Raw genomic sequence first — 14,459 nt, forward strand, 5'->3', positions numbered from 1 at the left:
GTCGTGTAGATAGCATCTTGCACCTGTTGCGGCGCAGCATCAAATTCACGCCAGCGTCTCGGCCTCGCGTTCGGCCACATCCTGGCGCGCGCTGTCCATCACCACGCCGAACGATTGCACAAACGCCTGCAGCACATCCTTGGGCGCGGGAGGATGTTCCCGCAAATGTTGTTCCAGCATGGTTGCGGATTCGTACAACTCGGTTGCCGAGATGTTGCCGGCGGCGCCGCGGATCTTGTGCACCAGCTCGGCCGCTTGCGGGTAGTCGCCGGCGTCGATGGCATGTTGTATCTGCTGCAAGCTTGTATCGAAGTCCTTGGCGAACAGGGCCAGCAACTGGGACAGCAGGCGGCCGTGGCCGCCCAGGCGCTCCATCGCCGCCGGCATGTCGATGCCGCGCCGCGCCACGATGCCTGCCCCGGTGGCGTAGCGTGGCGCCGGCATGCCGGCGGGCTGCGCATCCGCGTCTTCCGGCAGGCCCGGTTCCGGCTCGACCCAGGTGGCCAGCACGGCGTACAGGGTGTCGGGGTCGATCGGCTTGGTGACGTAATCGTTCATGTCCATCGCCAGGCAGCGCTCGCGGTAGCCGGCCACCGCGTGCGCGGTCATGGCGATGATCGGCAGCCTGGCGCTGTCCGGGGCGGCGCGGATCAGGGCCGTGGCCTGGTAGCCGTCCATGTCCGGCATCTGGATGTCCATCAGCACCGCGTCGTAGCGGCCGGCGGCGGTCATGCGCGCCGCCTCTTCGCCGCTGCCCGCCAGGTCCACGCGCACGCCGGCCCGCTGCAGGATCTCGCTGGCCACCTGCTGGTTGATGCTGTTGTCGTCGACCACCAGCACGTGGGCGCCGCGGATGCGCTGCACCGCCACCGACGGCGCGGCCACCAGCCTGGCCGCCGGCTGGCCGCTTTCCAGTCCGAGCGCCGCCAGCACCACGCTGCGCAGCAGATAGGGGTGGGCCGGCTTGTCGAGGAAAGGCATCAGGCGGCTTTGCTCGCCGGTCTGGCGGCTGTGCTCGCGCGCGTAGGCGGTGGTCATCAGCACCGCCGGCACGGCCGCCAGCTCGGCGTCGCCGGCGATGCGCTGCAGGGTTTCGATGCCGTCCATGTCGGGCATGTCGGCGTCCATCATCAGGATGTCGTAGTCGTCCAGCTGCATCGCCGCCACCGCCGCCGTGCCCGACGCCACCGCGCGCGCCTTCAGGCCCAGGTTGGACAGCTGGATCTTCAGCATGTGGCGCACCGCTTCGCTGTCGTCCACCACCAGCACGCGCTTGCCCAGCACCGACGGCGGCAGCGGCGCGGCGCGCGGGGTCTGGTCGCTCGCCAGCTGCACGGCGATGCTGAAACCGAAGCTGCTGCCGACGCCCGGTTCGCTGTCGACGCGGATCACGCCGCCCATCTTGCGCACCAGCTGCTGCGAGATCGCCAGCCCCAGTCCGGTGCCGCCGTACAGGCGCGTGGTGCTGGCGTCGGCCTGGGCGAAGGCCTGGAACAGGCGGGCCTGCTGCTCGTCGCTGATCCCCAGGCCGCTGTCCTCGACGACGAAGCGCAGCCCGATGTAGCCGTCGCCGGGCACCGGGGCCTGGTGGTCGCGCTCGACCCGCAGTTCGATGTGGCCGCGCGCGGTGAACTTGAGTGCGTTGCCGACCAGGTTGACCAGGATCTGGCTCAGGCGCAGCGAGTCGCCCAGCAGGTTGGACGGCACGTCCGGCGCCGCCCAGATCACCAGTTCCAGTCCGCGCTCCGCGGCCCGCCACGAGAACAGGTCGGCCAGCTGGCTCAGGGTGTCGGGCAGGTCGAAGGGCAGCGCCTCCAGTTCCAGCTTGCCCGATTCGATCTTGGAGAAGTCCAGCACGTCGTTGATGATCTCCAGCAGGCTCTGGCCGGCGCGGCCGATCTTGCGGAAGTAGTCCAGCGGCTGCGGCGGCAGGTCCAGATGCGTGCCCAGGCCTGCGAAGCCGAGGATGGCGTTCATCGGCGTGCGGATTTCGTGGCTGATGTTGGCCAGGAAGTCGCTCTTGGCGCGGGTGGCCGCTTCGGCGTTGGCGCGCGCCTGCTCCAGCAGCCGCAGCGCGCGCGCCTTCTGGTAGGCCGAGACGAAGGGCTCCTTCAGCGCCTTGAGCAGATCGAGGTCGGTGGGGGCGAAAGCCGCCTGGTACTGGTAGTTTTCGAAGATCAGATAGCCTTCGACCTGGCCGTCGATCACCACCCGCACCGCCAGCAGCGCGCAGACGTCGCCTGGCAGCGAATTGCGGTGGTGGACTTCGAAGATGTCCGGCGCGATCATGCAGTTGGCCGGCGCGTAGCGCAGCTCGGCCTGGCGCAGGTCGATGGTGTAGGCGTCGGCCGTGGTGTCGATGCGGCCCCAGGCCGCGCGCAGCGACAGCGTCTCGGTGCCGGCCTCGCGCACCAGCGCCATCGCCGAGTCGATGCCCTGGATGACGGTCGACTCATGCAGGATGGTGTGCAGCAGGGCGTCGAAATCGAGCTGCTCGTTGATCGACTTGACGATGGCGTTGAGTTTTTCCAGGTGCTGGGTGCGCGAGTACACCAGCGCCTGCAGCGTCTCGCCCTTGTGGTGCAGCTGCCGCACGCGCCAGCGCACCAGGCCCCATGCGAGCAGGCAGGCGGCCAGCAAGTAGCCCAGCCACGCCCACCAGGTCTGGTGCCAGGCCGGCAGCACCACCACCCGCAATTGCAGCTCTTCGGCGTTCCACAGGGCGTCGCGGTTGCTGCCGCGCAGGCGCAGGCGGTAGCTGCCGGGCGGCAGATGGTTGTAGGCGGCGATGCGGCGCGTGGCGTCGGCCTCCACCCAGCGCTGGTCGAAGCCTTCCAGCAGATGGGCGTAGCGGTTGCGCTGCGGCGCCGAGAAGTCCAGCGCGGCCAGCTCCACTTCGAAGCCCTGGTTCTCCGGCTTGAGCGTCAGCGTCGGGCCGTTGTCGCCTGCCAGCTGGGCCGGGGCGACAGGCTGCTGGTCCAGGCGCACCGCGCTGATGACCAGCGGCGGGCGGTAGCCCCAGTCGTTCAGGCGGCCCGGATACACCACCGCCATGCCGGAGGTGGCGCCGAACACCAGGTCGCGTTCGGCCGTGACGGTGCTGGAACCGATGAAGAAGGTGCGGAAGGCCAGGCCGTCGGCGCGGGTCAGCGCGCGCGCCTTGAGGGTGGCGGCGTCGATCACGGCGATGCTGTCGGCGGTGGAGGCCCAGATGCGGCCCACGGGGTCGGCCTGCATGGACATGATGGTGCCGGTGGTCAGGCCCGCCAGGGAGCCGACCCGCTGGAATTCCGGCACGCCTTGCGCATCGCGCCCGGTCATGACGCAGATGCCGCCGCCGTAGGTGCCTACCCACAGCCGGCCGCGCGGGTCGATCACCAGCGAGCTGATGATGGCCTCCGACAGCGCGGTCGACACGGCGGGATTGGCGCGTATCTGTTCCACCTTGCCGGTTTCGGGATCCAGCCAGTTCAAGCCGTTGCGGGTGGCGATCCACAGCGCGCCGTCGCCGTCGGGCGCCACCGCGTGGATGCGGTTGTCGGTCAGGCCGCCGGCGTCGGCCGCGCCCTGCACGTAGCGGCGCACGGTGTTGGCCTGCGGGTCGTAGCGCAGCAGGCCGTCGAAAGTGCCCAGCCACAGTTCGCCCTTGCGCGCCAGGATGGTGCCGATGCGCGGATAGGCACTGGCCTGCGGCAGCGGCACGCGGCGCACGCTGCGTCCCTGGGCGCTGGTACGGTAGAGGCCCAGCTGGGTGCCGATCCAGGCCTCGCCGGGACTGGCCTCGGCCAGCGCCAGCACCACCCGGTTGGGCAGCGCGCTGTCCGGGCGGGCCGGGTCCGGGCGCAGCACGGCGGAGCGGTCGCCGTTGGCGTGCACGATGTCGACGCCCTGGTCGGCCAGCGCGATCCACACCTGGCCCTGTTGGTCCGTCATCAGCGCGGTGACGGCGGCTTCCTGCGCGCCCTGGGCGCCGAACACCGAATCGACGCTCTCGTTGTGCGGATCGTAGAAGTCGACGCCGCGTTCGGTCGTCACCCAGATCATGCCGCTGCGGTCGCGCAGCAGGGCGGCGGTGCGGTCGTTGCTCAGGCTGAAGGGCACGGCCGCCTGGTGCTGGATGCGGTGGCCCTCGTTGCTGCCGCTGCGGTACTCGACCACGCCGCCGCCGTAGGTGCTGGCCCACCAGGTGCCGGGGGTGGTTTCGACCACCGCCAGCACCATGTTGGCCTGCAGCTCCTTGACGCCCTTGATCGGCAGGATGCGGCCGCGGTCGGCCTGCGAGTCGATGACGCCGATGCCGCTCTTGAGCGTGCCGAAGGCGATCTGGCCCATGGCGTTCTCGCCCAGCGCCATGACGGTGTCGCTCCAGCCGGACTGGCCTTCGCCGCTGACGGCGACCTGGGTGATGGCGCCGCCCTCGCGCAGGCGCGCCAGGCCGGTGCCCGTGCCTATCCACAGGGTGCCGGCGTGGTCCACCAGCAGGGCGCGCACCTGGTTGTCCGGCAGCCCGGCATGGGTTTCGTGGGTGTAGCGGCGCAGCGTGCCTTGCACGGTGTCGTAGTATTTCAGGCCGTTCGGCGTGCCTATCCACAGGTTGCCCTTGGCGTCGCTGGCGATGGCGCTGACCTGGCCCTTGCCCAGTTCATCGTTGAGGCGCGTGAACTGTTCGCTGCGTTTATCGAACATGGCGATGCCGGCGGCCGCCGTGCCTATCCACAGGCGGCCGCGCCTGTCCACGTGCAGCACCTGGATAAAGTCGCCGGGCAGCGAGGCGGGGTTGGCGGCGTCGTGATGGAAGCTGCGCATATGATAGCCATCCCAGCGCGCCAGGCCGGTCTGGGTGCCGACCCAGATGTAGCCGTCGCCGTCCTGCGCCAGCGCCATGCCGATCGGGTGCGGCAGCCCCTGTTCCAGGCCAAGGTGCTCGAACAGCGGCGTGGCCAGCTTGCCCCAGCGCTCGGGCCCTGCGGCGGCGCCGCTGCACAGCATCGCGCATGCCGCCAGCGCCGCGGATAACCAGCGGCGGAAGGCGAGGCAAGTTTGCGGAGTGGTGGCGGGGACGTTCAAATCGGGGCGCGCTCCAGGATGGTGGGTCCAGCATACGGAAATGCCGACAGAAAGTCCATGCAAAGCAACGGGAATCTGGGCCTGCTTGTACAATCGCCACATGCATAAGGATACCGATATGAAACCGGAAATACTGGTGCTGGCGGCCAGTCCGTCGGCGGACGTGATGGCGCAGCTGGAGCAGGCGTTTCACTGCCACCACCTGTGGCGCCAGCCCTGCGAGGCCCAGCCGGCCTGGCTGGCGAGTGTGGCGCCGGGCATACGAGGGGTGTTGACGACCGGCTCGATAGGCATAGGCCCGGCGTTGCTGGCGCAGCTGCCGAAGCTGGAAATCGTCGCCGTCAACGGCATCGGCACCGATGCGGTGGCGCTGGAAAAGACGCGGCAACGTGGCATTTTTGTTACCAACACTCCGGGTGTGCTGACCGAGGACGTGGCGGACCTGGCGCTGACGCTGTTGCTGTCGGCGGCGCGCGGGTTGCCGGCGCTGGACCGCCTGGTGCGCAGCGGCGCCTGGGAGCACGGCCTGCCGCTGGCGCCGACGCGGTCCCTGCGCGGCAAGGTGTGCGGTGTGTTCGGTTTCGGCCGCATCGGCCAGGCGGTGGCGGCACGGGCGACGGCCTTCGGCATGCGCGCGCTGTACTACCAGCCGCGCGCGGTGGATGGCGTGGCGGCCGGGCGCTGCGCGTCGCTGCTGGAGCTGGCGCAGGCCAGCGACTACCTGGTGCTGTGCGCGCCGGGCGGCGAGGCCACGCGCCATGCGGTGAATGCGGAGGTGATGGCGGCGCTGGGGCCGCGGGGCACGCTGGTCAACGTGGCGCGCGGTTCGCTGGTGGACCAGGAGGCCTTGGTCGCGGCCTTGCGCGACGGCGTGCTGGGCAAGGCCGCGCTGGACGTGTTCGACCACGAGCCGCATGTGCCGGCGGCGGTGCGGGAGCTGGACAACGTGGTGCTGACGCCGCACGTAGGCAGCCTGACGGTGGAAACCCGGCACGCGATGGGCCAGCTGGTGGTGGACAACCTGCGCGCCCACTTCGGCGGCCGCCCGCTGGTCACGCCGGTGGCCTGACTGGACGCCTGACGTATCAGTGGCAGGGCGCCGGCAGGTCTTCCGGTGTGGGCGGCGTGGCGGCCGGATGCGGCGGCGGCAGTGTGGAATACAGCTTGACGCAATTGCGGCCGGCGCGCTTGGCGGCGTACAGCGCTTCGTCGGCGTGGCTGTAGGCGGTTTCGAAGCTGGTGCCCACGCGGTTCCAGCTGATGCCCACGCTGGCCGTGATCTGGCGGTTGATCGGCGCGGCGAACACCTGGTCGGCGATGGCGTCGCAGATGCTGGCCGCCACGCGCTGCGCTTCCTCCACGGAGCTGGTCGGCCACACCACCGAGAATTCCTCGCCGCCGACGCGGCCTATCGCCACCTCGGGGCCCAGCAGCGCCTGCAGGCACAGCACCACGGTCTTGATGACGGCGTCGCCGGCCGGGTGGCCGAAATCGTCGTTGACCCATTTGAAGTGGTCGATATCGAGCACGATCAGCGCCATGTCGCCGCGTTCCAGGCAGCCGGAGGCATGCTCGATGACGGCGGCGCGATTGAGCGCGCCGGTCAGCGGATCGTGGGTGGCGCGGTACTCCAGCTGCAGCGCCAGTTCGTGCAGCTGGCGGTTCATCTGGTTCATATCGAGTTCGGCGCGGTCGCTGCGGCGTATCAGGCGGCGGCTCTCGCGCATCAGGCGCTCGTAGTGGACGATCATCTCTGCCAGCGCGGCGCGGGCGTCGGCGCGCGGGTCGGCGTGGGCCGCGCGGGCGTTGGCCAGCGCCGCGCTTTCCAGCGCAAACAGGTCAGCCTCTTCGCGGCCCGGGATGGTCATCATGGTCAGTTTCCGCTCACGGGGTGGTCGTGGAAGTCCAGCGCGCCGAAATCGTCCTGCAGCTCCTGGCCGAATTCGAGGATGGTGTCGTCGTCCTCGTCGTGGTACCAGTTCAGGCGCACCTGGTTGCCGGCGATGGCGGCCTTGTTCAGCGCATCGAAGAAGGAGAACAGCATCTTGGTGCTGGAGCTGTTGAAGTAGGCCAGCGAGACGTTGACGGTGATGCTGGCGTCGCTGCAGCCGTCCAGGTAGGCCTGCACGCGCGCGATCAGCGGGCCGTAGAAGGCGGCCGCGTTTTCGGGATAGGACTCGCCCTTGATCGACAGGGTGTCCTGGTCGAAGCGGAAGTCGATTTCCGGCGATGTGGGCGAGGCGCTGATAAAGAGTGGTTCCATAACTGTTCCAGTACTGATTTTTTTAAATGATCGCTTTGATGCAGAACACCGTGGTGCCCGGATCGTGCGCTTCCTGCACGAACTCGAACTCCAGCGGCTCGCTGGCGTCGCGCGCCATGGTCAGGAAGCCCAGGCCCGCGCCCTTGCTGTCGGCCGGCGTTTCGTCGCGCAGCGCCTTCTTGTAGGCGGACTTGATCTCTTCCATGGTCATCGTGTGCAGCGGCTCCAGGCGGCTGCGGATGCGCTCGACGTTGGTGCTGTCGACCGGATTGGCGCACAGCAGGAAGAAGCTGTCGTCCTTCATGCCGATGCAGAACGAGCCGCGGCGCATCTGGTTGTCGCTTTGTGCGTGCGGGGTCAGCGTGTCCGACGAGTAGTGCATGATGTTCTGCGACATCTCGACGAAGGACGAGAAGATGCGGCGGCGCGTCGGCCCGGCCGCGCCGGCCGTGTCCAGCCGCGCCTTGATGGTTTCGGAAATGGCGGCCACCACGTGCTGCGAGAAATAGCCCACGTAGAAAAAGATGATGTGGCGCTTGCGGGCCACATCCCAGAAATCGTTGAATTCTTCGTACAGCAAAATCGGCGCTCCTATGGGCGGAAACAGAAAAAGGTCAGGTCGTCGCGGCGCGGCTGTTCGCCTTGCCAGGCCTGGTAGTCGGCCAGCATGGCGTCGCTGACGTCGCGCGCGCCGGCGCCGCGCTGGGCCAGCATCACGTCGCGCATGCGGCGCTTGCCGTAGGCGATTTCCTTGGGACCGCCGATCTGGTCGATCAAACCGTCGGTGGTCAGGAACAGCAGGCTGCGCTCGGGAATGGCGATGGTCTTGTTGGTCCAGGCGTAGTCCAGCGGCGTGTCGACATAGCCCACGCCCATGCGGTCGCCGTCCACCGTCTGCACCGCTTGCTGGTCCGGGTCGAGCTGGAACAGCGGCAGCTTGGCACCGGCGAAATGCAGCTGGCGGCTGGCGTAGTCGAACCACAGGAAGGCGGCGTCCATGCCGTCGTTGGAGGCCGCCGCGCCGTGCTGGCTGTGGCGCTCGTCGACCTGGCCCAGCATGCTCTTGACGCCGCGATTGACTTCGGCGATCAGCGCGGCCGGATCGCGCGGACCCAGTTGCTGCAAGGCCTGCGCCAGGGTCGACGAGGAGATCAGCGTCATGAAGGCGCCCGGCACGCCATGGCCGGTGCAGTCGGCGATGGCGGCGAACCAGCCGTCCGGGTAGCGCGCGAAGTGATAGAAATCGCCGCCGACCACGTCGCGCGGCTGCCATTCGAGGTGGGCGTCGCGCAGGGTTTCGGCCAGCGCCAGGTCGGAGGGACGCAGCAGCGAGCGCTGGATCACGCTGGCGTAGTCGATGCTGTGCATGATCTGGCGGTTTTTCTCGGCCTGCATATTGGCCACCACGTTCATCAGCTGCAGGCCGAAGCCGACGCCGGCCAGGCCGCCGTCGCGGGTGACGATGAAGCCGTCGGCCAGCGCCTTTTCGCCCGATTCGACGGCGCGGAAGGTCAGCTCTTCGATGCTCATGGCGGCATCGACGATCAGCGGTTCCTTGTCCATGAAGGCGATGCAGCTCTTCTTGCCGTACAGCTCATGGTAGAAGGGCTTGGACATCTGCGACATGAAGATGTTGCGGCTGATGAGGCCGATAGGGCGGTCGCTTTCCAGCACCGGCAAGCTCATCAGGTCACGGCGTTCGGTGAACAGTTCCAGCACGCCGAAGTTGCTGGTGTCGGACACCACCGAGACCGTCTCCACGCACAGGTCGGCGGCGACGGACAGGCGAAAACGGGGCAGGTGCAAACGAGAGGCGTTGAACTCCACGGGCAGTTACCTTTAGTTGACTACAGTGCCGGTAATGCTAGTGGGAAATTGTTACGAGCCTATTACATCTTAACCAAAAGAAAAGAATGTTATCAGTCTGCGCATAATGACAACATGAAGCGCAGGTGCTGGCTGATGGCGCCGCGTTCGGCGTCCAGGCGCGTGTCGGCGCTCTCGGCGGCGAACTCTTCGCGGATGGCGTGGCATTGCGCGACGGTGGCGTCGAGCGAGCGCAGCATGCCGTGCAAGCCCGCTTCGCTGTACCAGATGTGCAACAGCTTGCTCAGCGCGAGCAGGGCGTCTTGTTCGGATTGCAGCAGATCGGCGTCGGCGGAGAGGAGTGGGCTCACGATTTTCAGAGGTGGCGAGTGGGTCGAAGCAGTATATACGAATCCCCCATAAAGTTTCTCTTGAAAAATATCTATTGTTTCGTAATAAACATATAAGAATAAGTTTCCGTACGGTAATAACGGCGTCATATTTGTTGCGTATAGTCGGCTTTATCTTGTACGAACCGCACTTCTCTTATAGAAACGTTATGAAAATTCCTCAATTGAATACCGGTGTCCGCGTGATGGCATCGTTCGCCGCACTGTTGTTTTTAATGGCATGTATGTCGGCGGTGGCGCTGTGGCGCCTGCAAACGGCCAACGATACCGCCTCCAACCTGGTCAGCGAGAAGCTGGCCAAGCAGCTGCTGACCTCCGAGCTGCTGGGTATGACGGAACTGAATGGTTTGCGCGCCACGTCGATCGCCCGCAGCGACAGCCTGGAAGTGGGCGACATCTTCCAGGCCCAGCTGACCGCCGGCGACAAGCTGGCCACGGCCATGGAAGCGAAGCTGGCGGCGATGCCGGCGCAGGGCGCGGAGGCGGAATTGTTGCGCGCGGTGGCGGCCAGGAAGGGCGTCTACATGGCGTTGCGCGCCGAACTGTTCAAGCTGAAGGACGGCGGCCGCACGCAGGAAGTAAGCGACCTGCTGGACACGAAGATGGCGGCGGTGTTCCAGGCCTATACCGGCGCGCTGGGCAAGCTGCTGGCTTACCAGACGCAGCAGGCCAGGCAACTGGCCGAGCAGTCCGCCAGCCAGTTCCAGGGCAGCCGCGCGCTGCTGGCGGGCTTCGGCCTGGTGACGCTGGCGCTGGGCGCGGCACTGGCGCTGGCGCTGACGCGCAGCATCGTGCGTCCGCTGACGCGGGCGGTGGCGCTGGCCGAACAGGTGGCGGCGGGCGAGCTGCATGGGGCGATCCGCCATGGCCGCAGCGACGAGATCGGCCAGCTGTTCAATGCGCTCAGCCACATGACGGCCCGCCTGGCCGACACCGTGGGCCGCGTGCGCGATGGCGCGGTGGCCATCGACGCCGCCTCGCGCGAGATCGCCAATGGCAATATGGATTTGTCGCGCCGCACCGAGCATCAGGCCGGCGCGCTGGAGGAGACGGCGTCGGCGATGGTGGAGCTGACGTCGGCCGTCAAGCAGAACAGCGGCAATGCGCGCCAGGCCAACCGCCTGGCCGAGTCGGCGTCGGCGGTGGCGGGCAAGGGCGGCAAGGTGGTGTCGGAGGTGGTGCAGACCATGGCCAGCATCAACGACTACGCGCACAAGATCGTCGACATCACCAGCGTCATTGACAGCATCGCTTTCCAGACCAATATCCTGGCGTTGAACGCGGCCGTTGAAGCGGCGCGGGCCGGCGAGCAGGGGCGCGGCTTCGCGGTGGTGGCGTCCGAGGTGCGCAACCTGGCGCAGCGTTCGGCCAGCGCGGCCAAGGAGATCAAGCAGCTGATCAACGAATCGGCCGAACGCATCGCCAGCGGCAGCGAGCTGGCGCAGGCGGCCGGTGCGACGATGGAAGAGATCGTGCAGAGCGTGGAGAAGGTCACAGGCATCATGTCGGCCATCAGCGCCGCCAGCGCCGAGCAGGAGCACGGCATCGAGCAGGTCAACGCCGCCATCGGCGACATGGACGACGTCACGCAGCAGAACGCCGCGCTGGTGGAGGAAGCCGCTGCCGCGGCTGACGCGATGCAGGACCAGGCGCGCGAACTGGCGCAGCTGGTCGGCTCGTTCAAGATCGAAGGCGACAAGCACAGCGTGCACCAGTTCCCGGTGGCCGCGCCGCGCATGGCCTTGCCGGCGCCGGCGCCGGCGTCCAACGCAGGCAGCTTGCGCCGGGCGGCATGATGATGGGGGTGCGCGGCATGTAGAATGAACGCCCGACCATTCCGCGTTCACGCCATGAGCCATAGTCGCCGCATCCTGATACCGATACCGCTGCACGACTTCGATCCGACCGAAGTGGCGCTGAGCTGGCGCATCCTGCGCGATGCCGGCCACCACATAGCGTTCGCCACCGTCGACGGCACGCGCGGCCATGCCGACCCGTTGATGCTCAGCGGCGAAGGACTGGATCCGTGGGGCTGGCTGCCCGGCCTGCGCAAGCTGCGCCTGTTTGGCCTGATGCTGCGCGCCGACCATCACGGCCGCCAGGCCTACGCCGCGCTGGAGCAGGATCCGGCCTTCCTGCAACCGCGCCGCTTTGAAGACCTGCACGCCGCGCAGTACGACGCCTTGCTGCTGCCGGGCGGTCACGCCAAGGGCATGCGCCCCTATCTGGAAGACCAGGTTCTGCAAACCGTAGTGGCGGAGTTTTTCGACAGCGGCAAGCCGGTGGCGGCTGTGTGCCACGGCGTGCTGCTGGCGGCCCGCTCCATCTCGCCGCGCACGCAGCGTTCGGTGCTGTACGGCCGCAAGACCACGGCGCTGACGTGGAAGCTGGAACGCAGCGCGTGGGACCTGACGCGCTTCCTGGCCCGCTTCTGGGATCCCGGCTATTACCGCACCTACGGCGAAAGCAAAGGCGAGCCGGCAGGCTATTGGAGCGTGGAGCAGGAGGTCAAGCGCGCGCTGGCCTCGCCTGAGGACTTTATCGACGTCCCGGCCGGCACGCCGGACTATTTCCGCAAGACGGGTGGCCTGGTGCGCGACCGTGTGGGCGACGATCGCGCCGCTTGGGTGGTGCAGGACGGGAACTACCTGTCGGCGCGCTGGCCGGGCGACGTGCACACCTTCGCGCGCCGCTACGCCGCCATGTTGGCGGCGTAGCGATGCTCGGGAAGCCGCTTACATCTTGTACGAGGCTTGCAGCGACAGGGCGCGCGGCGCCATCGGCAGGTCGTGCGGCAGGTTCAGGCCGGGTGCAGGGCTGGGCTCGCGCACGTCGGCGTTGAAGGCGTTGCGCAGCGCCAGCGCGAAGTTCCATTGGTTGCGGCCGTTGCGGGTCGCCAGCGTGAAGTCGATGGTGGTGTAGTCGGCGATCACCGGACGTGCATCGCCGAAGGCGCGCTGGCGGCCGGCCACCCAGTTCAGCTGCGAACCGGCCTGGTAGCCGCTGGCAAAGGTCCAGTCGGCGCGGCCGAAGGCGTGGTGGCGCGGCGCGTAGCCGGCGTCCGCATGCGTGGCCTGGTCGGTCGAACGCTGCCAGGCGTAGTTGCCGGACAGGCGCAGGTCGCGTGTCACCGTCCAGTTCGATTCGAGCTCGACGCCGCGCCCCTTCTGGTCGCCGGTGTTGGCGTAGGTGGCGCCGGTGCCGGGGATGGGGTTGGCCACGGTGCGGATGATGTTCTTCATATCGTAGCGATAGAAGGTCAGGTTGACGGTGGCGTCGGTGCGGGCCTGCCAGGCGAACGACAGTTCGGTGGTGGCGTTGCGTTCCGGCTTCAGGTTCGGATTGCCGAGCGCGACCGGATTGCTGATGCCGTAGCTTTCCAGGAAGGCCGGGGCGCGGAAGGCGCGGCCGTACAGCAGCTTGGCGGTCAGGTCGAAGCTGGCGTCCCACACCAGCGCCAGGCGCGGATTGGTGGTGCCGCCGAAGTCCGAGTAATGGTCGTGGCGCACGCCGGCCGTCAGGTTCCAGTCCTTGGCGAAGTTCCACTCGTCCTGCAGGTACAGGTAATCGACCTTGCGCCGCTGCGGCAGCATGAAGGGCGTGGTGCCTATCGTGTCGATCACCGCAGGCAGCGGGATCGGCGTGCCGTTGGGCGCATAGTTGAAGTTGCGGCGCTCGGTCGTGCGGTACAGCTCGATGTCGTCGTGGCCGGCGCCGATGCGCACGTGATGATTGTTGAAGCCGCTGTAGTCGGCAAAGCCGGACAGCCGGTAGGTCCGTTCGAAAGTCTCCGGCGCGCCCAGCATGCCGTTCGGGAAGGCGCCGGTCGGGAAGGTTAGGCCGGGCGGCAGCAGCTGGTAGATGGTGCTGACTTCCTGCGCATACTGCTGGCTGCTGAGCGTGGCGCCCAGGCCCCAGTCGCGCGTGAACTGCGGGTCGGCCCAGGCCAGGCTGCCGGTGATGCGTTCGCCGCGCTGGCGGCCCACCGGGTCCAGCGCCGAGGCGATGCCGGCGCCGGTGCCCATGTCATAGCGCTTCTTGTAGCCGAAGCGGCCGCGCCACTGGCCGTAGATCAGGTCGAGGTTGGCGTCGATCGCCTTGAGCTGGTTGTTGAGCGAGCCGGGCGCCAGGCTGGCGTGGGTCTTGAACAGCGTGTCGTTGCGGGTCTGGGCGTCGGCGTCGATGATGGCGTCGGTGCCGTCGGTCTTGCCGAGGCGGACATAGGCCGCCACCTCGACCGGGCCGATCTTGCCGCCGTGCTGCACCCAGCCGTCGTAGCTGCCGAAGGAGCCGGCGCGGGCGCCGAACTCGCTGCCCTGGGCTTCGCCCGGGCCCTTGGTGATGATGTTGATGACGCCGGAGAAGGCGTCGGAACCGTACAGCGCCGAGCCGGGGCCGCGGATGATCTCGATGCGGGCGATGTGTTCGACCGGATAGCCGCCCCAGATATTGCCCTTGTTGCCGACGTAGGCGGTGGTGATCGGCACGCCGTTTTGCAGCATCAGGATTTGCGGCGTGTAGGCGCTGACGATGCCGCGCACCACGTACAGCGGCGAGTTGCTGTTCGGCGTGCGGTTGACGTGCACGCCGGGGACGGTCTCCAGCACTTGATCGAGGTCGGTGGCGCCCATGGCGGCGATGTCGGCCGCGGTGATGACGGAGGCCACGGCCGGGGCGCGGCGCAGCGCTTGCAGATTGCCGGTGGCGATGCTGACGCTGTCGCTGGTGCCGTAGACCAGCGCCAGTTCGTCTTCCTCAGTCACGGGGTCGGCATGGGCCATGCCGTGGACTGCGACCAGCGGTAGGGTGAGTGCCGCGGTCAGGTACAGCCGGTGGGCGCTCAACGCTTTCAAAATGCTATCTCCTGTTACGTTTTTTTGATTCTAGCCTGCCGGTTGTTGCTTATGTGTAAA

The 14,459-nt window shown here is 67.6% G+C and carries 10 protein-coding genes; 3 read left to right on the forward strand and 7 right to left on the reverse strand.

The window, feature by feature from the left end; all coding sequences use genetic code 11:
• Window positions 1-45: 45 nt before the first annotated feature.
• Window positions 46-5,067, reverse strand: coding sequence for a response regulator (locus tag DUGA2_RS13850; protein ID WP_229214686.1), 5,022 nt, complete (start codon window positions 5,065-5,067; stop codon window positions 46-48).
• Between the two features lie 118 nt (window positions 5,068-5,185).
• Here DUGA2_RS13850 and DUGA2_RS13855 point away from each other — a divergent pair, with 118 nt between their 5' ends.
• Window positions 5,186-6,136, forward strand: coding sequence for a 2-hydroxyacid dehydrogenase (locus DUGA2_RS13855; RefSeq protein WP_070267110.1), 951 nt, complete (start codon window positions 5,186-5,188; stop codon window positions 6,134-6,136).
• 16 nt (window positions 6,137-6,152) lie between these two features.
• Here the strand turns inward: DUGA2_RS13855 and DUGA2_RS13860 are convergent, their stop codons facing one another.
• The 5 genes from DUGA2_RS13860 to DUGA2_RS13880 form a co-directional block, all read right to left on the reverse strand.
• Window positions 6,153-6,938 carry a GGDEF domain-containing protein gene (locus DUGA2_RS13860; protein WP_070267063.1) on the reverse strand — a complete coding sequence of 262 codons (786 nt, stop codon included), beginning with the start codon at window positions 6,936-6,938 and terminating at the stop codon, window positions 6,153-6,155.
• A gap of 2 nt (window positions 6,939-6,940) precedes the next feature.
• Entirely contained in the window at window positions 6,941-7,330 is a 390-nt protein-coding gene (locus tag DUGA2_RS13865) for a DUF1987 domain-containing protein (protein WP_008448922.1), read from the reverse strand.
• 22 nt (window positions 7,331-7,352) lie between these two features.
• The gene (locus tag DUGA2_RS13870; RefSeq protein WP_070267062.1) at window positions 7,353-7,910 is read right to left on the reverse strand and encodes a SiaB family protein kinase; all 558 of its coding nucleotides are present in this window, start codon (window positions 7,908-7,910) and stop codon (window positions 7,353-7,355) included.
• An 11-nt stretch (window positions 7,911-7,921) separates the two neighbouring features.
• On the reverse strand, window positions 7,922-9,136 hold the full coding sequence (locus DUGA2_RS13875) for a SpoIIE family protein phosphatase (protein ID WP_070267061.1): 1,215 nt from the start codon (window positions 9,134-9,136) through the stop codon (window positions 7,922-7,924).
• Between the two features lie 113 nt (window positions 9,137-9,249).
• The gene (locus DUGA2_RS13880; RefSeq protein ID WP_070267060.1) at window positions 9,250-9,507 is read right to left on the reverse strand and encodes a hypothetical protein; all 258 of its coding nucleotides are present in this window, start codon (window positions 9,505-9,507) and stop codon (window positions 9,250-9,252) included.
• 188 nt (window positions 9,508-9,695) lie between these two features.
• Between DUGA2_RS13880 and DUGA2_RS13885 the strand changes: the two genes are divergently transcribed.
• Together DUGA2_RS13885 and DUGA2_RS13890 are read left to right on the forward strand one after the other, a co-directional pair.
• Window positions 9,696-11,342 carry a methyl-accepting chemotaxis protein gene (locus DUGA2_RS13885; protein WP_070267059.1) on the forward strand — a complete coding sequence of 549 codons (1,647 nt, stop codon included), beginning with the start codon at window positions 9,696-9,698 and terminating at the stop codon, window positions 11,340-11,342.
• Window positions 11,343-11,396: 54 nt separating this feature from the next.
• A complete protein-coding gene (locus DUGA2_RS13890; protein WP_070267058.1) occupies window positions 11,397-12,263 on the forward strand; it encodes a type 1 glutamine amidotransferase domain-containing protein in 867 nt (288 codons plus the stop codon).
• An 18-nt stretch (window positions 12,264-12,281) separates the two neighbouring features.
• On the opposite strand, the gene DUGA2_RS13895 is transcribed toward DUGA2_RS13890, so the two are convergent.
• On the reverse strand, window positions 12,282-14,399 hold the full coding sequence (locus DUGA2_RS13895) for a TonB-dependent siderophore receptor (protein ID WP_083296183.1): 2,118 nt from the start codon (window positions 14,397-14,399) through the stop codon (window positions 12,282-12,284).
• Window positions 14,400-14,459: the final 60 nt, after the last annotated feature.

Origin of the sequence: Duganella sp. HH101 (assembly GCF_001758795.1) — a bacterium.
Taxonomy (GTDB): Bacteria; Pseudomonadota; Gammaproteobacteria; order Burkholderiales; family Burkholderiaceae_D; genus Rugamonas; species Rugamonas rivuli.